This is a genomic window from Plantactinospora endophytica, assembly GCF_016862915.1.
Taxonomy (GTDB): domain Bacteria; phylum Actinomycetota; class Actinomycetes; order Mycobacteriales; family Micromonosporaceae; genus Plantactinospora; species Plantactinospora endophytica.
This window is the reverse complement of the sequence record NZ_BONW01000006.1, coordinates 1-22185: the sequence shown is the minus strand read 5'-3', so window position 1 is coordinate 22185 and position 22185 is coordinate 1. Positions and strand designations below refer to the sequence as shown.

15 protein-coding genes, 3 tRNA genes and 1 pseudogene are annotated in these 22185 nt (G+C 71.1%); 10 read left to right on the top strand and 9 right to left on the bottom strand.

Going from position 1 to position 22185, the window contains the following annotated elements; translation table 11 throughout:
- From Pen02_RS41640 to Pen02_RS09280, 3 genes and pseudogenes are all read right to left on the bottom strand, one after another.
- A pseudogene (locus tag Pen02_RS41640) lies at positions 1-1972 on the bottom strand (hypothetical protein); the annotation flags it as partial.
- Between the two features lie 238 nt (positions 1973-2210).
- Positions 2211-2969: a hypothetical protein gene (locus Pen02_RS09285; protein ID WP_203865541.1), complete on the bottom strand. Its 759-nt coding sequence runs from the start codon at positions 2967-2969 to the stop codon at positions 2211-2213.
- Positions 2970-3199: 230 nt separating this feature from the next.
- Positions 3200-3715: an SMI1/KNR4 family protein gene (locus Pen02_RS09280; protein WP_203865540.1), complete on the bottom strand. Its 516-nt coding sequence runs from the start codon at positions 3713-3715 to the stop codon at positions 3200-3202.
- A gap of 266 nt (positions 3716-3981) precedes the next feature.
- Between Pen02_RS09280 and Pen02_RS09275 the strand changes: the two genes are divergently transcribed.
- Positions 3982-5037: a hypothetical protein gene (locus tag Pen02_RS09275; protein WP_203865539.1), complete on the top strand. Its 1056-nt coding sequence runs from the start codon at positions 3982-3984 to the stop codon at positions 5035-5037.
- A 747-nt stretch (positions 5038-5784) separates the two neighbouring features.
- Here Pen02_RS09275 and Pen02_RS09270 read toward each other — a convergent pair.
- The 5 genes from Pen02_RS09270 to Pen02_RS09250 all read right to left on the bottom strand — a co-directional run bounded on the left by Pen02_RS09270 (position 5785) and on the right by Pen02_RS09250 (position 10195).
- Positions 5785-5859: transfer RNA gene (locus tag Pen02_RS09270), tRNA-Val, on the bottom strand.
- A 13-nt stretch (positions 5860-5872) separates the two neighbouring features.
- A tRNA-Cys gene (locus Pen02_RS09265) sits at positions 5873-5943 on the bottom strand.
- Positions 5944-5975: 32 nt separating this feature from the next.
- Positions 5976-6048: transfer RNA gene (locus tag Pen02_RS09260), tRNA-Gly, on the bottom strand.
- A gap of 248 nt (positions 6049-6296) precedes the next feature.
- Positions 6297-7316 (bottom strand): TAXI family TRAP transporter solute-binding subunit, encoded by a 1020-nt coding sequence (locus tag Pen02_RS09255; RefSeq protein ID WP_203865538.1) that lies wholly within the window; start codon positions 7314-7316, stop codon positions 6297-6299.
- On the bottom strand, positions 7313-10195 hold the full coding sequence (locus Pen02_RS09250; RefSeq protein WP_239140336.1) for a TRAP transporter permease: 2883 nt from the start codon (positions 10193-10195) through the stop codon (positions 7313-7315). The genes Pen02_RS09255 and Pen02_RS09250 overlap by 4 nt, the downstream gene beginning before the upstream one ends.
- Positions 10196-10467: 272 nt before the next feature.
- Between Pen02_RS09250 and Pen02_RS09245 the strand changes: the two genes are divergently transcribed.
- The 3 genes from Pen02_RS09245 (at position 10468) to Pen02_RS09235 (ending at position 13274) form a co-directional block, all read left to right on the top strand.
- Entirely contained in the window at positions 10468-11070 is a 603-nt protein-coding gene (locus Pen02_RS09245) for a TetR/AcrR family transcriptional regulator (RefSeq protein WP_203865537.1), read from the top strand.
- Between the two features lie 327 nt (positions 11071-11397).
- Positions 11398-12363: a carbohydrate ABC transporter permease gene (locus tag Pen02_RS09240; protein ID WP_203865536.1), complete on the top strand. Its 966-nt coding sequence runs from the start codon at positions 11398-11400 to the stop codon at positions 12361-12363.
- Complete coding sequence (locus Pen02_RS09235; protein ID WP_307837705.1) at positions 12360-13274, top strand: carbohydrate ABC transporter permease; 915 nt, start codon at positions 12360-12362, stop codon at positions 13272-13274. The genes Pen02_RS09240 and Pen02_RS09235 overlap by 4 nt, the downstream gene beginning before the upstream one ends.
- A gap of 44 nt (positions 13275-13318) precedes the next feature.
- On the opposite strand, the gene Pen02_RS09230 is transcribed toward Pen02_RS09235, so the two are convergent.
- The gene (locus Pen02_RS09230; RefSeq protein WP_203865535.1) at positions 13319-14275 is read right to left on the bottom strand and encodes a DUF6807 domain-containing protein; all 957 of its coding nucleotides are present in this window, start codon (positions 14273-14275) and stop codon (positions 13319-13321) included.
- 377 nt (positions 14276-14652) lie between these two features.
- Between Pen02_RS09230 and Pen02_RS09225 the strand changes: the two genes are divergently transcribed.
- The 6 genes from Pen02_RS09225 to Pen02_RS09200 form a co-directional block, all read left to right on the top strand.
- A complete protein-coding gene (locus Pen02_RS09225; protein ID WP_239140334.1) occupies positions 14653-15687 on the top strand; it encodes a LacI family DNA-binding transcriptional regulator in 1035 nt (344 codons plus the stop codon).
- 151 nt (positions 15688-15838) lie between these two features.
- A complete protein-coding gene (locus Pen02_RS09220) occupies positions 15839-16288 on the top strand; it encodes an L-rhamnose mutarotase (protein ID WP_203865533.1) in 450 nt (149 codons plus the stop codon).
- Positions 16285-17448 carry an L-rhamnose isomerase gene (gene rhaI, locus Pen02_RS09215; RefSeq protein WP_203865532.1) on the top strand — a complete coding sequence of 388 codons (1164 nt, stop codon included), beginning with the start codon at positions 16285-16287 and terminating at the stop codon, positions 17446-17448. Before Pen02_RS09220 ends, rhaI begins: the two co-directional genes overlap by 4 nt.
- A 2-nt stretch (positions 17449-17450) precedes the next feature.
- Positions 17451-19514, top strand: a complete 2064-nt coding sequence (locus Pen02_RS09210; protein WP_203865531.1) for a bifunctional aldolase/short-chain dehydrogenase — start codon at positions 17451-17453, stop codon at positions 19512-19514.
- 16 nt (positions 19515-19530) lie between these two features.
- A complete protein-coding gene (locus tag Pen02_RS09205; protein WP_203865530.1) occupies positions 19531-21006 on the top strand; it encodes a rhamnulokinase in 1476 nt (491 codons plus the stop codon).
- 172 nt (positions 21007-21178) lie between these two features.
- Positions 21179-22185, top strand: a 1007-nt coding sequence (locus Pen02_RS09200; protein ID WP_203865529.1) for an acyltransferase family protein, incomplete at its 3' end; no start/stop codon positions are given.

Here is a 22185-nt window from a genome sequence, read left to right as displayed (position 1 = left end):
CCCGATAGAGGTCAACGGCTTCCTCGCTCATGGTGAGTGCTTCGGCCCGCCGTCCGGCCTCCGCCAACATGGCTGCATGGTTGCCCACCGACATCGCGAGGTCAGGTAGGTGAGCGTCGCGGTCGCCGACGACCAGCTCCCGACGCAGACCGACGGCCTCCCCGCTGACGGTCAGGGCCTCGGCGCGCCGCCCTACCTTTGCCAACCGAACGGCGTGGTTGCCCACCGACATCGCGAGGTCAGGTAGGTGAGCGTCGCGGTCGCCGGCGACCAGTTCCCGACGCAGATCGACGGCCTCCTGACTCGCGGCCAGGGCCTCGGCCGGCCGTCCCGCTTCCGCCAACCGAAGAGCATGCCAAGCTAGAAGGGCTGCCCGGTCGCTTGGCATGGTCGCCGTCGAAGCGCGCAGAGCGTGCGTGGTCAACACGAGCGCGATCCGGCCGAACTCGATCGACGGGTACGGCACCCGACGCACCGTCCGCTGGGCCCAACCGAGGTCGAGCTCGGCCGTGGCGAGCAGGGTGGCGACCCGGGAGGCGAGCATTCCGGGGAACTGGAGACCGATCTGAAGCACCGCCTCCGTCATCACCGGCAGGTCCGCAGCGAGGGCCACGTCGATCATTTCCACGGCCTCAGGCTGATGGGTACACGCACGGTTCAGGACCGTCAACGCCTGCAGCGCCTGATTGGGAGCCAATCCCCGCAGCATCCTCACACGATCAGCGGGAGTGCACTCCCGCAATACCGCAACCGCGAGATCCTCGGCGAGCAGGTCTGGCTGCAGCGTCCCCAGCCCGCCACCCTTAGCAACCGGCGGGTACAGACCACACAACCAGCCCACATATCTGTCCACCGCCTCGGGCGGAGCTCCGCTCAGACCCGGGACCCGGCGGACCAGATCCATGGCCTGCGCGCGGTTATCCGCGCCCAGCAAAGCCGCGACACCGACCAGCCGCCGCAACACCGCGTCTGCAGTCGCCTCACCCGCACCCGGCAACCCGTCTCGGCGAGCCCGGTGCCGCCAGTACCGGCCCTCATGCCCCAACACCTCGGCCAACACGTCGTGCCGGCCGTCCCCTTGGGGGCCACCGAGCACCGCCAGCAATGCCCGCGCGTGCAACCGCAACACCGGAACATCCGACTCCGCCCCATCCACTGGCACCTCGTCGAGAGGGCGGCGGTGTAACCTCGCAGCAAACGCAACAACCGCACCAGACACGATCTGCTGCGGGGCGTGATCCTCGATCCGGGCCGGTACCTCGATCACGTTCCCCGACACAGTCAACGCGTCCACCAGATGCGCCTGCGCCGGGTACGCCGCCGACAACGACGACCACCACAACCCCGCCGACCGTGCCTGCAACAACACCCGCACACCGCCGGATCGCTGCGCGACGCACAACAGGTGCGCCAACGCCGCCGGGTCTCGGGCTTCGGCGTAATCCACTGTCAGCAGTAACCTGCCCGGCCGGTCTCCCGCCTCAAGCTGACCGGCGACACTCGCCTCACCACCTGGCGCCACCGCCCACCACTGCCACCCCGTCAACCGGTCGGCAAAGTGCCGCGCCAACCGCGTCTTGCCCACCCCACCCGCACCGACAAGCAACCGCACCGCCATCGCGTCCGGGTCGGCACACCACCTGTCCAACAGTGCCAGCAACCACCCACGACCAACAAACCCGACCACCGCCGCCTGCGGATGCAACAACCACGCCACCGACTCCGGTAAATCGGCGACCAACGCTCCCGCCGCCACCCGATTCCGCCGTTCACGACCCTCACGAACAACCCGCGCCCGTTCCACTACCGTCGGCGCGAACGCCCCCACCACCGCCGCGACCGCGCCGGCCACCACTGTCCAACCCACCTTGCCATCCGCGACCAAAGCCCACGCCGCCATTGCCGCCACCGGCGCCGGAATCAGAACTGCCAACCAGCGATGCCGAACCCACCTCAACTCATCCCGCAGCACACCTCCAGAATACTGAAAGTGATCGAATCGATACGCAGTCGATCATCCAAGATGGCATCCACTCATCGGCATGACCGGATACTGCGCACGAATCTACGTTGCCACGCTCTGTGACCGGCGCGCCGCCGGCCGCCGTGCATGCTCTGCGGCAGATCCGGATGACTGGGATGTTCTGACAACGCGCGTCCAGGGGTGTTGGAGAGGGTCGGTTGTGGTCCCAGAGGCGCGACGTCTCGCGTCACGCCCGCCAGGCGGCGGGGTCCTGGTAGTGGTTCGCGACGCCGTTGCGCAGGACTGCGTGCAGCTGGGGCAGGTGTTCGGTGTCGGCGGGCAGGTGTAGGCCGTCCAGTAGGGCCAGGGCCGCGGTCGGGTCAAGACTGCCGGAGACGGCGTGATAGCTGCCGAGCAGAGCCCGGAAGACCGCCGGACGAAGTTCGGCAACGGTCGCGGCGGCCTGATAGACGTCGCGCTTGTCGTCCCAGTCGACCGAACCCGAGTCTTCCAGCACGTGGCGGGCGCGCAGGTGCAGCGGACCGGCGGCCAGCTCGGGCAGGCGGCCATCTGCTGCGAGGTCGCGCACATCGTCGCCGAGCAGCGCGTCGAAAGCGGTCTTGGCGGTGGTGTGTCCCCAGAACCAGTAGGTCCGCAAGTGCAGCCGCAGGTGTTCGATCGGCTCCGGGACCGCCATCCGGTCGCGGACTCCGGCCCAGAACGCGTCAGCGACTGCCTGGGTGGGATTGTCGACGACGTAGGCATTCAGATGGATCAGCACCTCGAAGGCGCCGGTCAGGTCGAGCAGGCCGAGCGCCGTGTGCACGCGCTGCACGCCGTGCAGGCTCTCGTCGGTGGTGATCTCGAACGCGGTGTGGAAGGCCACGTCCTCGTCCGACATCTCCTCCGAGGGCGTGTCGTCCCACCTCCACTGGTTGGGTCCGATCGGCGTGAACCCGAAATCGGCCAGGTATCGCAAGGTCAGGGCGGCATCCGTCACACTCACCCGCGGGAGTGTGCCCGGCGCGAACTTGGATGTCCACGCGATTGCACGGGCACGCCCGACTCGAACCTGAGACGCCCGCTCATCGGCACGGGTGCGCGGCGGCTTCGCTGAGACGGCGTACGCAGTGTGAGGGGCGCAGCAGAAGCCGACGCGCCCGACCGGCGGCAGATTCGGACGTTGGGCGGAGGCATATCGGTGAGGGTGCGCAGGCCGTACGGATCCCCGCGTGTCTACTTGGTTGCGAAATTGACGAGCGCTGTCAACGCGGGTAGCTCGGCGTTGGCAGTGGCGATCAGTGCCTCGACGGGCCGCGGTGCAGTGCCGGTGTATCGCTGAGCAATAGCGACGAGCTCCAGGACGGGCTCGGGTACGCGGTGAAGGCCGTCGACAGTCTCCAAGGGTCCAACGCCGTTCGCCAGCAGCCAGAGGTAGTCACCCAGGTTTCGGGCAATGACGTGCAGTTCGCCCTCCGAACCGAGGAACACAATGGGTTGTGTTTCGATTGGGGCTTCCGGCACACGGATCCAAAAGGCAGCCAACCCGCCGGACCCGTCGCGTCCGAAGACCCGAAACGGTGGGACGCTGGCGGCCGGGTCGCCGGTCCAATGACGCCACCACTCGGTGGTCTCGCCGGACCACATGAACATGTCGTCCGGCTGGAAGTCGTGGCCGTCGTGGTCCTCGAAGAACCCCGATGCGTGTGCTTCTTCGACCACGGCCGGTAGTGTTCGGTCTTCCTCGGTCACCCGGCGATCCTACGCAGACGACACGGCTGCCCTGCCGGGAAGACCTCGCCTGCGATCGCGCGGCGGGTAACCGCCGGGTATCCGCTCATCGGCAGTTGCGGACGTCAGTCAGTTTCTGAGGTCGCCACGGAGTGTGACGGCTGCGGCTGGTCGTGGCATGGACGGGCTGCAGCAGCTGCGCTCGTGCAGGAAGTCAGATGCAGGCCGCCGACGGCCTTGCTACCTTGCACGCGATGAGTAGGTGACGGTGCGCGACCAGGGGATGTATGACGGTTTTCGGCTGTCGGGGCTGCGGGGGCATTCTGACGGTTCCGGTGTCGAGGGTGGCCCTGCCCGTGCATGCGGACCAGAAGTACGGGAACGGGCCGGGTTCACTACCCCCGGCCCTGGAGACCGGTACCTTCGCAGTGGATCCGCTGCCGTCCGGTCCGCCATGGCGCCGGTGGGCCGATCTCGACGCCGGTGAGATCGAGGCGCTCGGCTGGTACGCGCCGAGGTTCAGCGTTTCCACTGGGCCAGTCGGCCGGGTGTTACTCACCCCGGGGGACCTACGCGGCGCCATCATCGCCCCGGCGCTGGTCGGCGACTCCGCATGCTGCGGCCTCAACGGCGGCGAGCCCAACATGGTCTGCATCACCTGCGGCACGCCGGTGGCCGTCCGGATCGACGACTGTGGCCGGCGGCAGGCGACCTGGCTGGATCCACTCACCACATGCGTGACAGACGACGCCCCCGGCCCGCGCCCGATACTCGACTGGGCAGACCTCATCGATCAACGGCCCGGTGTCCCGCCATGCGAACCAGGCGGCGGCTGGAACCCGATGTGGGCCGCCGCCGTGGCCTCGGCGCTGGCACACCTGCTGGCCGCCTCGGGCGGCGACCCGATGATGATCCCGCAGCGCCAGGTCGCCGACGTCTTCCAGCCCGTTCTCGACCGTCTCGTCGGCACGGTCGGCACCGGGCCGGGGCGCACCCTGGTCCTGGCTGGGCCCGGCCTTCCGGACGCCGACGGCGACTTCGCCCTCATCCCGGAACATCCGCAAACCGGCGAACCGTGGCCGGTAACCCCACCGATGAAGCCTGTTCCGCTGGCCTGGGACGCCTGGCGGCACCTAGCCGTCCACCGACCCCCGAAACCGGTCAGGCGATCGGTCCCGATCCCACCCGAGGCCCCGCCGGCACTGCTCCCGGGTTACCGGTTCAAGCCGGACGGACAGATCTTCCTCAGCGTCCTGGCCAGGTTGCCCGAGGTCAGGCAACCTCGATTGCGCGCCATCTACGACCGAAGCCGCCCCTCCAACTACTCCTTCTACATCTTCTGAACGCCTGGCTCGCATCGGTCGTTATAAGGGCGGCTGATGGAACGCGACGGTTCGGGCCGCCGGTGACCCGGGCAGGGGCGGGAGAAAGGGCGTCACCGATCCCGACCTGAGGGTGGGCGGTGTCGGCAGCCTCGCGGCTGCCAGCCGGTGTGGGGTCTGGTTGAGGCTCGCCTCTGTCGTCGACGAGGTCGTCGAAGACGTACAGGATGCATCTCTAACGTCCCGCAGCGGTTCGGATAGGCGCATTTGGCAGCGACGGCTTCATCGCACCGTTGGGCACAACCTGCCGGACGCCGTCGTCGGGGACACGAAGCCGGTCGTCAGACCGACGCCCCACGCCATGCGCGCACCACACCGTCAAATGTCACCGTCGAACTCGTCCTCGATCGGCGTCCGGGTTCCTCGAGCAGCCACCGGGCACCGTCGAACGCAGCACACCAACTCGTCGTACGCTGGATCGGCAGCTGGAACAACGCACGCCGCCGCGCGGGGTCGACTGCCCCCCGCTGCACGTCGTCCGACACCCTCGTCACCCGCGGCTCACGCCCGCGACGCGGCCCGACGCCGCCTCCACCCAAACCCGGCTCAGGCAATCTCCCCGCACAACACACCAACCATTGCCCGGACCCAACGTGGGGTCGCCGTAGATGATCATGTGCTCCCAGTTTGCTCCCACCGTAAGGAGCAGAAACGAGAATGGCTCGTTACCGATGATCTGGTAACGAGCCATTTGACTGCATTTATAGCTGGTGGGCGATACTGGGTTTGAACCAGTGACCTCTTCCGTGTCAAGGAAGCGCGCTCCCACTGCGCCAATCGCCCTCGCTTGTAACCGAGGTGGAGACGGGATTTGAACCCGTGTACACGGCTTTGCAGGCCGTTGCCTCGCCTCTCGGCCACTCCACCGAGGTAGCCCCCGACATGTGGCGGCATCTCCGAGCGGACGACGGGACTCGAACCCGCGACCCTCACCTTGGCAAGGTGATGCGCTACCAACTGCGCTACGTCCGCTTGTCATCCGGTGTTTCCTGGTGACGGATGAGAACTTTAGCCGAGGCCGCGAACAGATGCCAACTCGGGGGTCGGCCCGGCGGGTCCACGGCAGCGGGCCGCCGTACCCACCGACCACCACGACCACGTCCGCCCTGCTCGCGGCCCAATCTCCGGTACGCGGCCCGCGCCACCACCCCTAACCATCCTAGGAACCTGGGAACTAGTTTGGGGGTGGTGGCGCGGGGCGCCGGCTGGTCGGGGCGGGGTTACTTGGCGGCGTTGAGGTCGTCGAGGGCCTGGGTGGCGCCACGGTGCAGGGGTACCGGGTCGGTCTTGCGGGCGGTGTCCAGGCTGATCTCCTTCGCCGCCGCGTTGGCCTGCTCCAGCTGCGGTTTGCGGTCGAACAGCGCCTTGGCCAGTACGCAGACCAGGTTGGCGTCCAGGTCGTCCTTCACCAGCAGAAAGTTCGGCACCACGATGGTCTTGACGTCGGCCGGAGTGCCGTAGGTCGCGGCCGGGATCGTGCTCTCCTCGTACACCGGGTTGATCTTCTTCATCTCCGCCAGCAACGGCGTGATGTCCAGGAAGCTGACCTGGCCCTTGGCCGTGGTGAGCAGGTCGGTGATGCCCGGCGTGGGCAGGCCGCCGGACCAGAACAGCGCGTCGATCGAGCCGTCCTTCAGCCCGTCGACGGTCTTGGCCAGGTCCAGCCGCTGCGCCTGGATGTCCTTGGCCGGGTCGAGTCCGGCCGCCTGGAGCAGCCGGTTCGCGATGACCTCGGTACCCGACTTCGGCGAGCCGGTGGAGACCCGCTTGCCCCGCATGTCGGCCACCGAGTTGATCCCGGCACCGTTGCGCACGATCACCTGGGTGTAGTTGGTGTGGATCCGGGCCAGCGCCTGCACCGGCTGCCGCTGCCCCTCGAAGCTGCCGGTGCCCTGCACCGCGTCGGCTGCGGTGTCGGCCAGCGAGAACGCCACCGCGTACGTGCCGGCGACGAGCTGCTGGATGTTCTGCACCGACGCCCCGGTCTCGGCGGCAGTGGCCTTGACCTTGCTGCCCGGCGCGTTCGAGACCTGCTCGGCGTACGCGTTGCCGAGCGCGAAGTAGACCCCGGTGGCGTTGCCGGTCGCGATTCCGATCCGGGTCTCCGTGCCCACCTCACAGGTGACGTCGCCACCCGCGTCGGTACTGGCGGTGTCCTGCCGGCCACCACAGCCGACCAGACCGGTCAGGCCCAGACCGGCGGCCGTGACCGCCGCCAGGATCCTCGTTGCACGCGTCATGTCGCATCCTCTCCCACGCTCGAACCGCTTCCCTGGCCTCCGGGGCCGACCTCGCCCGCCCGGGAGCCCGACGGTGCTGTCCCCGGCGCGCTCCCGGCCCCCGACCGCCCCTCGGTACCGGGCACCGCCAACCCGGGCTCATCCGCACTGGACGCCGCCGTACCGACCCCCGACCGCCCCGCCGTACTGGTCCCCTCCGCACTGGGCACCGCTGTATCGGGCACCGCCAAACCAGGCCCCTCCGCACTGGGCGACGTCGTATCGGGCGCTGCCGCGCCACCATCGGCCGGGTCGGCGAACCGCACCGTCGGCTCGGCCACCGCCAGCGTCCCGGCCGGAGCTCCGGCTCCGGCCACCGCCGAGGGCCCCGCGCCACCCGCTCCGGCGCCCATCGTCGCCGCCCCGCCGGAACCCTGACCCCGGTCCCCCGACCCAACCGGGGACACCTCGCCCGCCGAGGACACTTCTCCAGGCGAGGACGGTGACACGGCCGAGGACACCTCTCCCGGCGAGGACGGCGGCACGGCCGACGACGGAGGCAAGGGGGACGACGCTGGCAAGGCCGGCGACGGCTCCTCGGGTACCGATCCCGCCCCGGTCTCCGGCGTGGCACGACGACGACGCGCCAGCGCGGTCAGCACGGCGATCACGATCAGTCCGCCGCCGATCGCGATCGACACCGGGTGCAGGTAGAGCAGCAGCAGTCCGGCGAGCGCGCTGAGGGTACGTTCGACTGCTCCGGCTGGCCCGACGCCGAGCAGCCAGCCGCCGGTCGCCACGGCGAGCGCGGCGACGCCGAGACAGCCGACCAGCCCCGCCCAGAGCACCTCCACCGGGGAGCCCCGGCCGAGCAGGTACTCCCCCGGCCCGGTGAGCACGAAGGCGATCGGGGCGAGGAAGGCCGGCAGTGCGTACTTGAGCGCCTGCCACATGGTCGGGACGGTCCGGCCGCCGGTGATCGCCGCCGCGCCCACCGCCGCCAGTGCGGTCGGCGGGGTGACCTCGGAGAGTACCGAGTAGTAGAAGACGAACATCGCCGCCGCCGGGGCCGGTACGCCGAGCGCGAGCAGCGCCGGACCGATGATCACCCAGCCGATGATGAACGAGGCGGTGACCGGTACGGCCAGCCCGAGCAGCGACAGCGCGACGGCGGCGAAGACCACGGTCAGCGCCAGTACCGCCGTCGGGTTGTCGGTCAGCGCCTCGGCGCCCCGGACCAGCAGCGAGGCGAACTGCGCGCCGAGTCCGGTCTTGGTGGTGGTGGCGGTGATGATCCCGGCCGCACCGCACACGGCGGCGACCGGCAGCACCCCGCGCACACCCGCGGACAGCGCGGCGAAGATCCGCCGCGGGGTCAGCCAGCTTCGCCGGTCGAGGAAGCTGAGCAGCACCGCCAGGCCCGTCGCGTAGACGACGGCACGGGTGGCGCTGACCCCCACCGCGAGCAGCACGACGATGACGATCAGCGAGGAGAAGTGGTAGCCGAACCGGCCCAGCAGCCGCCACGCCGAGCCGGCGGCCACCTCGACCGGACGTACCTTGAACCGGCGGGCGTCGATCTCGACGGCGAGCAGGATGCCGAGGTAGTAGAGCAGGGTCGGGATCACCGCCCAGCCGAGCACGGTCAGGTAGGAGACCTCGAGGTACTCGGCGACGATGAACGCCGCCGCACCCAGCGTCGGTGGCGAGAGGATCGCGCCGACGCCGGCCGCCGCCAGCATCCCGCCGGCGTGTTCGGCGGGGTAGCCGGCCCGGCGCAGGATCGGCCAGGTGACCGCACCCACGCTGACCGCCGTGGCGGTGCCCGAGCCGGAGACGGTGCCGAGCAGGAAACCGGAGGCGACGGCGGTGCGGCCGGCGGCGCTGCGGGAGCGCCGGAACGCCGCCACCGACAGGTCGACGAAGAACCGTCCGGCGCCGGAGAGGTCGAGTACCGCGCCGTAGATCGTGAACAGCACGATGTAGGTGGCGGCGACGTCCAGCGGGGTGCCGTAGAAGCCGCTGCCGGAGTTGTAGAGCGCGTCGACGATCTGTCCGAAGTCGAGGCCGGCGTGCGCGATCGCCCAACTCTGCGGCAGCAGCCCGCCGTAGTAGCCGTAGCCGAGGAAGAGCACGCAGACCAGCGGCAGGATCCAGCCGGTGGTGCGCCGGCAGGCCTCGATCAGGAGTACCAGCAGCAGCGCGCCCATCGCCACGTCGACCGGGGCGAGCAGGCCCTGCCGGTCGAGGAAGGCGTCGTAGCCGCCGCCGGCGTCGCCGATCGCCAGCGGCAGCACGGGATAGAGGCAGACGACCAGGGCCAGCCCGGCCAGCAGCCAGTCCGACAGCGTCGGCAGGTCCCGCCGCGTCGCCGCCCCGGCAGCCTGATCGGGTACGCGGTGCGCCGCGCGCCCCGGCAGCCGGCTCGCCAGCCGCTCCGGCACCCGCAGCCCCGACCGGTACGCGAGGAAGACCAGTGGCAGCACGCCGGTGAGAAAGACGATCAGGTAGAACTGGCTGCCCTGGGCCAGTGGCCGGAACACCTGCCAGAGCACCAGCAGCGCGACGCCGAAGGCGACCACCGCCACCCCGGTCTCGACCGGTCCGGTGAGTTGCCGGGCCGGCCGCTCCTCGTCGTCGTAGGTCACGGCGGCGGTGGCTACGTCCGGCGCGGCCAGCGCGGCGACCTGTCCCCGCCCCGTGCTGCCGCCGGCAGTGGCAGGTGCCGGCCGGACGTCGACGTCCACCGCCGCAGAGGTTCCGGCCTCCACCGCCGCAGATGAGCCGGCGTCCACTGCCGGAGGGGTTTTCTCCACCGCCGCCGCAGAGGTTCCGGCGTCCACCGCCGCAGGGGTTTCGGCGTCCGCCGCCGGAGGGATTTTGGCCACACCGTCTGGCATGTGCGGACACTACTACGGGGTACCGATCGTTGCGGATCTTTGTCGGCCGGGTGGTTCGGCGCGCGGGCCGGGCGGTCGGCTGGCTGCGCCGGCCGGTCCACGACGCGCTCGGACGGTGCTGGCGTCCCTGTTGAACCGGGTCGGCCGGGCCTGGATGGACGGTGCCACGGACCTGCGGCTTCTGGGACGCTAGTGGACAGTCTGACCCGCTAGTAACTTATCCGACGTGTTGATAGCTTATTGTGTCCGGCGGAATGGGCTAACGTAGCCGCGTGACGAGACGTGCGGCAGAGGTGCGCCTGGATGCGCTACTACGCACCGCCTGCGACGTGATAGCGACGCGCGGCCTGGCCAACACGCGTACGGCGGATGTGGCCCAGGCTGCCGGGGTGAGCCAGGCACTGGTCTTCTACCACTTCGCCACGAAGGAGCGGCTGGTCGCGCAGGCGTTCGCGTACGCCGCCGAGCAGGATCTGGGTCGGCTCGACGCGGTGCTCCGCTCGGCGGCCACCCCCCTGGTCAAGCTGAAGAAACTGCTGCGCCTCTACATCCCGCCCGGACGGTCCCGGTCCTGGGCGATGTGGATCGACGGCTGGTCGGAGTCGCTGCGTACGCCGGAGTTGGAGAAGGTGTCGCGGCGGTTGGACCTGCGTCGGCGGGAGGGGCTCGGCGAGGTGATCGCCGCCGGGGTCGCCGACGGGGTGTTCAGTTGCGACGATCCGGCCGGGGCCGCCTGGCGGATCAACGGCCTCATCGACGGGCTCGCCGTGCAACTGGCGGTGCACGACCGGGTGGTCCCGCGCCGCCAGCTCACCGAGTGGGTACGACTCTCGGTCGCCCGCGAACTCGGACTGCTCTCCGACCAACTGGACTGACCGACTGACCGACTAACCGACTGACCGGCCGGTCGCTGCGGTCGAGCGTCGGCGGCTGACGGCCGAGCCAGCGCACGGCTCCTCCGCGTCCGGAGTGCTCGCCCTCCAGGCGGCACCGAGCCGCGTACTGAATCGATTCACTCATCAGCGGATATTCCGCCGCCCGGCCCGGCCACCGGCCCGGGCGGCAGAGGCTCCGTTGACAGGCCCCGCCCCTCGGCGGTACCTTCGGGCGGCTTTGTTGAATGGTTTCATCACCGCCCACCACCGGGGCGCGTGCACACACCTGGACGGTGTGGCCGCCAGAAGCCGATGGGAAAGTCGACCATGACAACTGGGACCCTGCGCAGGCCACCGCCCCGGCCCGCCGCACCGGGCGGCTCCACCGCCGGAACCCGGCCCCGATACCGACGCAACCGGCCCGGGATCGCGTACCTCTTCCTCTCCCCCTGGGTGCTCGGGGCGCTGCTGCTGACCGTCGGTCCGATGCTCGCCTCGCTCTACCTGTCGTTCACCGACTACGACCTGTTCACCTCGCCCGAGTGGGTCGGGCTGGAGAACTACAAGCGGCTCTTCGCCGACGACGCGCGGTTCCTCGCCTCGGCCAAGGTCACCGCGATGTACGTGCTCGTCTCCGTACCCCTGAAGCTGGCCGCCGCCCTCGCCGTCGCCCTGCTGCTCAACCGCAACCGGCGCGGACAGGGCTTCTACCGGTCGGCCTTCTACGCGCCGTCGCTGCTCGGCACGGGCGTGGCGATCGCGCTGGTCTGGCGGGCGATGTTCACCGACGCCGGTGTGGTCGACTCGGTCACCGGCACCTTCGGCTGGGACACCGGCGGCTGGATCAACGAACCCGACTACGCCCTCTACGTGCTGATCATCCTCGCCGTCTGGCAGTTCGGCGCGCCGATGGTCATCTTCCTGGCCGGCCTCAAGCAGATCCCGACCGAGCTGTACGACGCCGCCGCCGTCGACGGCTCCGGCACCTGGCGCACCTTCCGCTCGGTCACCCTGCCGATGCTCTCCCCGATCATCCTGTTCAACCTGGTGCTGGAGACGATCCACGCGTTCCAGGCGTTCACCCCGGCGTTCATCGTCAGCGGCGGCCGGGGCGGGCCGAGCAACTCGACCCTGTTCTACACGCTCTACCTCTACGAACGCGGGTTCTCGCAGTTCCGGATGGGCTACGCCTCCGCGATGGCCTGGCTGCTGCTGCTCGTCATCGCGATCATCACGGCGGTGTTCTTCGGCACCTCGCGCCGCTGGGTGTTCTACTCCGGGGAGGACCGGTGACCACACTCTCCGACGGGCTGTCCAGCCGACCGACGGCGGACCGGCAACCGACGGCGGACCGGCGACCGGGCGCGGCCGGGGCCCGGCTGCGTACGGCCGGCTGGCACGCGCTGATCATCGGCGTACTGGCCCTGCTGCTGTATCCGGTGGTGTGGCTGCTGGCCACCTCGATCAAGCCGACCGACGAGATCCTGTCCAGCCTGAGCCTGCTGCCGAGCCGGCTCGCACCGGAGAACTACTCCGCCGCCCTGGACGGAATCGCCGGGATCGGCGTCTGGCGGTTCTTCACCAACTCGGTGATCGTGGCGGTCGGCTCGGTGATCGGCAACCTGGTCTCCTGCGCCCTGGCCGCGTACGCCTTCGCCCGGTTGCGGTTCCGGCTGCGCGGGCCACTGTTCGCGTTCACCCTGCTGACCATCATGCTGCCGTACCACGTGGTGCTGATCCCGCAGTACACGATCTTCCAGAAGCTGGACCTGGTCGGCACCTTCGTACCGCTGATCCTGCCCAAGCTGCTCGCCACCGACGCGTTCTTCGTCTTCCTGATGGTGCAGTTCATCCGGGGCCTGCCCCGGGAGCTGGACGACGCGGCGGAGATCGACGGCTGCGGCCCGGTGCTGACCTTCCGGTACGTCATCCTGCCGCTGCTCAAGCCGGCCCTGGTAACCACCGCGATCTTCACCTTCATCTGGACCTGGAACGACTTCTTCAGCCAGCTCGTCTACCTCAACGACCCGGAGTCGTACACCCTGCCGCTGGCGCTGCGACTGTTCATCGACCAGACCAGCGAGTCGGCGTTCGGCCCGATGTTCGCGATGTCGGTGTTGAGCATCGTCCCGGTGATCCTGTTCTTCCTGGCCTTCCAGCGCTATCTGGTGGAGGGCATCGCCACCTCCGGCCTGAAGGGCTGACCGTCCGGCACCGAGGCACCGAGGCACCGAGGCGCCGGGTCCGGTCAGGCGGTCAGGACCGGGCCCAGCGCCACGATCTCGTCGCGGGTCAGCACGCCGTCGGCGACCACGATCCGGTGCCGGCGCGCCACGGCGGTGCCGGCCGGGATCGGCAGCGTCCGTTCGAAGGCGAGCGCGACGCAGACCCCGGGATAGATCCCGGTCCGCACGAACCAGTGGTCGCCGTCGGCCAGGCCGGCGAAGACCAGCGTGTACGGCCGGCCGTCGGACTCGCCGACCAGCGCCAGCCACGGCTCGGTGCTGCCGTTGACCCGGTCCTCCCCGTCGCCGTCGGCGGTGAAGGTCCGGTGCCGCCCCGGTGCGACCCGCCAGAAGAAGCCGCCGTAGCCGGCGCCGCCCGGCCGACCGTTGGTGGCCGGGCTGCCGAGCACGACGTCCCGGTGGGCGGGTGCGGTCAGCGTGTAGCCGACGTCGAGCAGCCAGGCGCCGGGTCGGCCGGCCACCTCCTCGGCGACGACCCGGCGCCGCTCGGTCAACAGGGTCGCCCCCGCCGGGTCCAGCCAGCGCAACCGCTCGCCGAATCCACTGTCGCCGGGGCCATTGTGGTCGGGGCCGCCGTCACCGGGACGGGTGTCGGCGGGGCTGTTCTCGGCGGGGCTGTTCTCGGCGGGGTCCGCGCCGTCGCCCGCGCCGTCCGGCAGCCAGTCGTCGTGCACGATCTGCCCGTGGTCGTCGAGCCAGGTGTAGCCGGCGTCGCGGACGTACGTCCGGCCACCCCAGAGGTTCGTTCCCGACACGTCCTGCATGGCGATCGAGACGCCGAGATGCCAGCGGTGGTCCTCCGGCAGCGTGTCGGTCACCACCACCCCGGCCAGGGTACGCACCGGGTGCAGGTACGGCCGGCGTCCCCAGCGCGGGTCGACGTGCGGGTCGTCGAGGACGTACTCCGCCACGGTCTTCCCGCACACCCGCAGCCGTACGCCGGTCAGGTCCTCGCCCATGCTCGCCGTCCCTCGGTCCGTCACTCGGGGTGCCGGCCCGCCGGCACCGGTACAGGAAAGCGCTTCCCCTGACCGACAGCGTACCGGCGGCGACACCGCCCGGAAACACCGAAATCACCCGCACCGCCACCACCCGGACCGGCCCGGCTCCGCACCCGATCCGGCCGACGGTGCGGAGTCGGCGGATGATCCCGGTCAGCGCGGGGCGCCGAGCGGCGAGGTGTACCCGCCGCGGTGCACCGGAGCGTTACTGTCGGTCGCACGCGGTCGATGGGCCGGTACGCGGGGCTGTGCGTCGCGCGCACCGTCGCGCCGGACCGCCGGTTAACCTTGACACGTTTCAGCCCGGCCTCGCGGGCTGCGGGGAGGAGACGGTGGTGCCGGGACCAGCGGTGAGCATCCGCGACGTGGCCAGCCAGGCGGGCGTGTCGGTGGGCACGGTCTCGAACGTGCTCAACCGGCCCGACATCGTGGCGGCGTCGACCCGCAACCGGGTACTCGCCGCGATCAACGAACTGGGCTTCGTGCCCAACGACGCCGCCCGGCAACTGCGCCGGGGCCGGGGCCGCACCCTCGGCCTGGTGGTGCTGGACGTGGCCAACCCGTTCTTCACCGACGTGGCCAAGGGCGTCGAGGACACCACCGGGGCCGCCGGGATGGCGGTGATCTTCTGCAACAGCGACGGCGACCCGGCCAAGGAGAGCCGCTACCTCGACCTCCTGGAGGAGCAGCGGGTCCAGGGCGTGCTGATCACTCCGGTCGACGACGCCAACGAGCGACTGGTCCGGCTGCGCGAACGGGGCGTACTCGTCGTCCTGCTGGACCGGCGCTCCACCCGGCCCGACGTCTGCTCCGTGGCGGTCGACGACCGGCTCGGCGGCGAACTGGCCATGCGGCACCTGGTGGAGGCCGGGCACCGCCGGATCGCCTTCGTCGGCGGCCCGTGGCGGCTGGAACAGGTCCGGGACCGCTACCACGGCGCCCTGCACGCGCTGCGCGAGGCGGGGCTGGCCGAGGAGACGCTGCGCCGGTTCGAGACGCCGAGCCCGACCGTGGCGGCCGGCCGGGACGCCGCGTCCCGGATCCTCGGGCTGCCCCGGTCCGCCCGGGCCACCGCGGTCTTCTGCGCCAACGACCTGCTCGCGCTGGGCGTCCTCCAGGAACTCACCCGCCAGCAGGTGCGGGTACCGGAGGACATCGCACTGGTCGGCTACGACGACATCGACTTCGCCGCCGCGGCGGCGGTGCCACTGTCCTCGGTACGCCAGCCACGCCAGCGGCTCGGTCAGACGGCCGCCCGGCTGATGCTGGACGAGGCGAACGACCCGGACAACCACCAGCACCAACAGGTGATCTTCGAGCCGGAGCTGGTGGTCCGGGAGTCCAGCCAGTACGCCCGCACTTCGGGCTGATCTTCGGGACGGCTGCGGCCGGGGCGGTGACCGGTCCGGTGGCGCGCGACGCCGGGGTCCGGACCCGGCCCGGTTTCTTGACAGTTCAGTGACGGCGCTCGTATGTTGAGTGCGGTTTGTTGAAACGGTTCATTTGTTGGGAGGCCCGCCGATGCGGCGAGTGTGCTTCGTCCTCCGGGTCCGGCCCGACCGGCTGGCCGAATACCGCGAACGGCACGCCGCCGTCTGGCCCGAGATGCTCCGGGCGCTGCACGCGGCCGGCTGGCACGACTACTCCCTCTTCCTGCACGACGACGGGCTGCTGGTCGGGCACTTCCGCACCGCCGACCTGGCCGCCTCGCTCGCCGCGATGGAGGCCACCGACGTCAACGCCCGCTGGCAGGCCGAGATGGCCCCCTTCTTCGTCGGCCTGGACGGCCGCCGCCCCGACGAGGGCTTCGTCGTCCTCGACGAGATCTTCAACCTCGACGCGCAACTCGACGCGCTGGACAACACCGCGCTGGACAACACCGCACGAGACGACACCGCACGGGACAGCACCACGCGGGTCAGCACCACGCTGGACGACACCACGCACGACACCACGGAGGCCCAACCATGACCGAGACCGACGTCCGGGCGGCGCTACGCGCGCAACGGATCGAGGTGCCCTCCTGGGCGTACGGCAACTCGGGCACCCGGTTCAAGGTGTTCGCCCAGCCCGGGGTGCCACGCAACCCGGAGGAGAAGATCGCCGACGCCGCGCAGGTGCACGCGTACACCGGGGTCGCCCCGGTGGTCTCGCTGCACATCCCCTGGGACCGGGTCGACGACTTCGGCAAACTCGCGTCGTACGCGGCCGAGCGGGGGGTGCGGATCGGCACCATCAACGCCAACGTCTTCCAGGACGACGACTACCGACTCGGCAGCGTCACCAACCCCGACCCCCGGATCCGCCGCAAGGCCCTCGGCCACCTGCTGGAGTGCGTCGACATCATGGACGCCACCGGCTCCCGGGACCTGAAACTGTGGTTCTCCGACGGCACCAACTACCCCGGCCAGGACGACATCCGCGCCCGGCAGGACCGGCTGGCCGAGGCACTGCACGCCACCTACCAGCGGCTCGGCGCGGACCAGCGGATGCTGCTGGAGTACAAGCTGTTCGAGCCGGCGTTCTACCTGACCGACGTACCGGACTGGGGCACCGCGTACGCGCACTGTCTCAAGCTCGGCGAGCGGGCCCAGGTGGTGATCGACACCGGCCACCACGCCCCCGGCACCAACATCGAGTTCATCGTCGCCTTCCTGCTCCGCGAGGGCCGGCTCGGCGCGTTCGACTTCAACTCCCGGTTCTACGCCGACGACGACCTGATGGTCGGCGCCGCCGACCCGTTCCAACTCTTCCGGATCATGCACGAGATCGTCCGCGCCGACGCGCTGCGGGTCGACTCCGGCGTCAACTTCATGCTCGACCAGTGCCACAACATCGAACCGAAGATCCCGGCCCAGATCCGCTCGGTGATGAACGTGCAGGAGGCGACCGCCAAGGCGCTGCTGGTCGACACCGACGCACTGGCCGCCGCACAGGCCGCCGGAGACGTGCTCGGCGCCAACGGGGTGCTGATGGACGCCTACAACACCGACGTACGGCCGCTGCTGGCGCAGGTACGCGAGGAGGCCGGCCTCGACCCGGACCCGATGGCCGCGTACGCCCGCTCCGGCTACGCCGAGCGGATCGCCGCCGAGCGGGTCGGCGGACAGCAGGCCGGCTGGGGGGCATGAGCATGGGCAACGCATCGACCAATCCGGAGGTCGCCGCGCTGCTGGGCCGGGGGCACCGGCTCGGCGCCGACCGGCGCAACACCAACTACGGCGGCGGGAACACCTCGGCCAAGGCGACCGGCACCGACCCGGTCACCGGCGGGCCCACCGAACTGCTCTGGGTCAAGGGCTCCGGCGGCGACATCGGCACCCTCACCGAGGCCGGGCTGGCGGTCCTCCGGCTGGACCGGCTGCGTGCGCTGGTCGACGTCTACCCCGGGGTCGACCGCGAGGACGAGATGGTCGGCGCCTTCGACTACTGCCTGCACGGCCGGGGCGGGGCGGCACCCTCGATCGACACCGCCATGCACGGCCTGGTCGACGCCGCACACGTCGACCACCTGCACCCGGACGCCGGGATCGCGCTGGCCACCGCCGCCGACGGCCCCGAACTGACCCGCCGCTGCTTCGGCGACCGGGTGCTCTGGGTACCGTGGCGCCGTCCCGGCTTCCAACTCGGCCTGGACATCGCCGCGATCGCCCGGGACAACCCGCAGGCGATCGGCGTGATCCTCGGCGGGCACGGCATCACCGCCTGGGGCGCCAGCAGCGCCGAGTGCGAGGCCCGATCGCTGGAGATCATCGAGACCGCGACCCGGTTCCTCGCCGAACACGGCCGGGCGGAACCGTTCGGCGCGGTGATCCCCGGGTACGAGGCGCTGCCCGTGCAACAGCGACGCGAGCGGGCCGCCGCGCTGGCCCCGACCCTGCGCGGGCTGGCCAGCACCGACAGTCGACAGACCGGGCAGTTCCAGGTCGGACACTTCACCGACGACGAGGCGGTGCTGGACTTCGTCTCCCGCACCGAGCACCCGAGGCTGGCCGCGCTCGGCACCTCCTGCCCGGACCACTTCCTGCGGACCAAGGTCCGGCCGCTGGTACTCGACCTGCCGCCGGACGCGCCACTGCCGGACGTACTGGCCCGGCTGCGGGAACTGCACGAGGCGTACCGGAATGACTACCGCGCCTACTACGAGCGGTACGCCGAGCCGGACTCGCCGCCGATCCGGGGTGCCGACCCGGCGATCGTGCTGGTGCCCGGGGTCGGGATGTTCAGCTTCGGCCGGGACAAGCAGACCGCCCGGGTCGCCGCCGAGTACTACCTCAACGCGATAAACGTGATGCGTGGCGCGGAGGCGGTCTCGACGTACGCCCCGATCGACGAGGCGGAGAAGTTCCGGATCGAGTACTGGCAGCTCGAAGAGGCGAAACTGCGCCGGATGCCGAAGCCGAAGGCGCTGGCCGGCCGGATCGCACTGGTCACCGGCGGCGGCTCCGGGATCGGCGCGGCGATCGCCCGGCGACTGGCCGGCGAGGGTGCCTGCGTGGTGGTGGCCGACCGCAACCTCCAGGGTGCCGCGACGGTGGCCGAGGAGATCGGCAGCACCGACCGGGCGATCGCGGTGTCGGTGGACGTCACCGAGGCGGCCGGCATCGAGGCGGCCTTCGCCGAGGCGGCGCTCGCCTTCGGCGGCGTCGACCTGGTGGTGAACAACGCCGGACTGTCCATCTCGAAGTCGCTGCTGGACACCACCGAGGCGGACTGGGACGTCCAGCACGGCGTGATGGCCAAGGGCTCCTTCCTGGTCTCCCGGGCCGCCGCCCGGCTGATGCTCGACCAGGGCCTCGGCGGCGACCTGATCTACATCTCCAGCAAGAACTCGGTCTTCGCCGGCCCGAACAACATCGCGTACAGCGCGGCAAAGGCCGACCAGGCCCACCAGGTACGCCTGCTCGCCGCCGAACTCGGCGAGCACGGCATCCGGGTCAACGGCGTCAACCCCGACGGTGTGGTACGCGGCTCCGGCATCTTCGCCAGCGGCTGGGGCGCCCAGCGTGCCGCCGTGTACGGGGTACCCGAGGAGGAACTGGGTGCCTACTACGCCCGGCGTACGCTGCTGAAGCGGGAGGTGCTGCCGGAGCACGTCGCGAACGCGGTCTTCGCGCTGACCGGCGGCGAACTGTCGCACACCACCGGACTGCACGTACCCGTCGACTCCGGCGTGGCCGCGGCGTTCCTCCGATGAGCCCGGCGTTCCCGCGATGAGCACGGCGGTGGCCGCGGTCGACCTCGGCGCGGCCAGCGGCCGGGTGATGCTGGCCGAGGTCGCCCGGGACGGCGTGACCCTGACCGAGGTGCACCGGTTCGACAACGGTCCGGTGCGGCTGCTCGACACACTGCACTGGGACGTCCTCCGGCTGTACGCCGAGACGCTGGCCGGGCTGCGGGCCGCGCTGCACCGCCGGCCCGACCTGGCCAGCGTCGGCATCGACTCGTGGGCGGTGGACTACGGCCTGCTCGACGCCACCGGCGCGCTGGTCGGCAACCCGGTGCACTACCGCGACCGGCGTACCGACGGGGTGCCGGAGCGGGTGGTCGGGGCGCTCGGTGCCGACCACCTCTACCGGACCACCGGGCTGCAACTGCTGCCGTTCAACACGCTGTTCCAGCTCAGCGCCGAACTCGGCACCCCGGCCCTGGACCGGGCGCAGACGATGCTGCTCGTGCCGGACCTGCTCGGCTACTGGCTCACCGGGGTCGCCGGCAGCGAGGTGACGAACGCGTCCACCACGCAACTGCTCGACGTGCGTACCCGGGAATGGTCCACCGACCTGATCGAGCGAGCCGGGCTGCCGGCCCGGTTGTTCGGGCCACTGCGCCAGCCCGGCGACCCGGTCGGCGAGCTGCGCCCGGAGGTACGCGAGGCGGTCGGCACGGACCGGTCGGTGCCGGTGACGGCGGTCGGCTCGCACGACACCGCCTCGGCGGTCGCCGCGGTACCCGCCGAGGACGACCGGTTCGCCTACATCTCCTGTGGCACCTGGTCGCTGGTCGGCGTCGAGCTGCCCGCCCCGGTGTTGACCGAGGCGAGCCGGGCGGCCAACTTCACCAACGAGGCCGGGGTGGACGGAACGGTCCGCTACCTGCGCAACGTGATGGGTCTCTGGCTGCTCCAGGAGTCGCTGCGGGTGTGGCGGGCGCAGGGGGTCGCCGACGACCTGACCGAACTGCTCGCCGCCGCCGCCCGGCAGCCGTCGCTGGCCGCCGTGGTCGACCCGGACGATCCGGTCTTCCTGCCACCCGGCGACATGCCGGCCCGGCTGGCGAAGGCGTGCGCCCGACAGGGCCAGCCGGTACCGGACGGGCCGGCGGCGATGACCCGGTGCATCCTGGACAGTCTTGCCCTGGCCCACCGGGTCGCGGTACGCCAGGCGCAGCGGCTCTCCGGCCGGGACGTGGACGTGGTGCACGTGGTCGGCGGCGGTGCCCGCAACGAGCTGCTCTGCCAGCTCACCGCGGACGCCTGCGGACTGCCGGTGGTGGCCGGGCCGGTGGAGGCGACGGCGCTGGGCAACGCGCTGGTGCAGGCGCGGGCGCTCGGCGTACTCGACGGCGGGCTGGCCGAGCTGCGGGGGCTGCTGCGGCGTACCGGATCGACCCGGACCTACCGGCCCCGCACCGGCAGCGAGGCCGCCTGGCGGGCGGCGGCGCAGCGGGCCGGCCTGGCCGACGGGTAGCGAACGCTGCCCGAGAGGTGGTCGGCGGCGTGCGTCGGCACGCCGCCGCTCGACCGCGCACACCACACCGGGCGATGGTGAACGGCGCTCGGGAACCGCAAAAGACGTCGATCTCAGCATTTATCTGTTAAGAAGGGGCTAACTGGACAGACGACCCGGGCCGGAGGTTGACATGGTGACGCAGTCACGGCCACGGCCCCGGGCGGACGCCGTCGGCCGGCCCGCCGAGCGGGCGGACCTCACCGGGCTACGGGCCCTGGCGGTCGGAGTACTGCTGCTGGGCGCCACCGGGTTCGGCGCCGTCCCGGGCGGCTTCGTCGGCGTCGACGTCCTGCTGGTGGTCTACGGCTTCCTGGTCACCGGCGCGCTGCTCGGCGAGTGGAGCCGCACCGGCCGACTCGGCCTGGCCGGCTTCTTCGCCCGACGGGCCCGCCGGGCGCTTCCGACCGGCACGCTGGTGCTCGCCGCGTCGCTGGTGCTGGCGCTCGCCTGCCTGCCCCGCGAGCGGTGGTCGGGTGCCGGCTGGGACGTGCTGACCGGCGCCGGACACCTGCTGAACTGGCGGCTCGCCGGGCAGGACGCCCAAGCGGTCGTACCGGACGCCGGCAGCAGCCTGCTGGCGAACTTCTGGGCGGTCGGCGTCGCCGCGCAGTTCGTGCTGCTCTGGCCGCTGCTGGCGGTCGGCGTGCTGGCCTGGACCGTACGCCGCCGGCCGGGACCGGGCACCGGAACCCGCCCGCTGCTGCTCACCGTCGGCGCGCTGGCGCTCGGCCCGTTCGCCTGCTCGCTCTGGTACACCGCCGCCGAACCCGGGCGCGCCTTCCTGGTCACGCCCACCCGGATCTGGGAACCGGCGCTGGGCGCCGCGCTGGCCCTGCTCGGCGCACGGCTGACCCGGCTGCCCCGGTACCTCGGCAGGCTGCTCGGCTGGGCCGGGCTGGCCGCCGTCGCGGCGGCCGTACTGCTGCTGCGGCCGGGGCCGGAGTTTCCCGGGTACCTGGCCCTGCTGCCCGCGCTGGGCACGGCCGCGATCATCGCCGGCGGCGTGACCCGCCGACAGGCCGGCGTTGTGGGCACGGGCAGTGCTGCGGGTACGGCCGGCGTTGCGGGCACGGCCGGCGTTGCGGGCACGGCCGGCGTTGCGGGCACGGCCGGCGTTGCGGGCACGGCCGGCGTTGC

Excerpts from the sequence above, each read along its gene's own strand:
- Pen02_RS09275 (WP_203865539.1), top strand. The coding sequence starts at position 3,982 with ATGACGGTTTTCGGCTGTCGGGGCTGCGGGGGCATTCTGACGGTTCCG.
- Pen02_RS09255 (WP_203865538.1), bottom strand. The coding sequence starts at position 7,316 with ATGACGCGTGCAACGAGGATCCTGGCGGCGGTCACGGCCGCCGGTCTG.
- Pen02_RS09250 (WP_239140336.1), bottom strand. The coding sequence starts at position 10,195 with ATGCCAGACGGTGTGGCCAAAATCCCTCCGGCGGCGGACGCCGAAACC.
- Pen02_RS09240 (WP_203865536.1), top strand. The coding sequence starts at position 11,398 with ATGACAACTGGGACCCTGCGCAGGCCACCGCCCCGGCCCGCCGCACCG.
- Pen02_RS09230 (WP_203865535.1), bottom strand. The coding sequence starts at position 14,275 with ATGGGCGAGGACCTGACCGGCGTACGGCTGCGGGTGTGCGGGAAGACC.
- Pen02_RS09220 (WP_203865533.1), top strand. The coding sequence starts at position 15,839 with ATGCGGCGAGTGTGCTTCGTCCTCCGGGTCCGGCCCGACCGGCTGGCC.
- rhaI (WP_203865532.1), top strand. The coding sequence starts at position 16,285 with ATGACCGAGACCGACGTCCGGGCGGCGCTACGCGCGCAACGGATCGAG.
- Pen02_RS09210 (WP_203865531.1), top strand. The coding sequence starts at position 17,451 with ATGGGCAACGCATCGACCAATCCGGAGGTCGCCGCGCTGCTGGGCCGG.
- Pen02_RS09205 (WP_203865530.1), top strand. The coding sequence starts at position 19,531 with ATGAGCACGGCGGTGGCCGCGGTCGACCTCGGCGCGGCCAGCGGCCGG.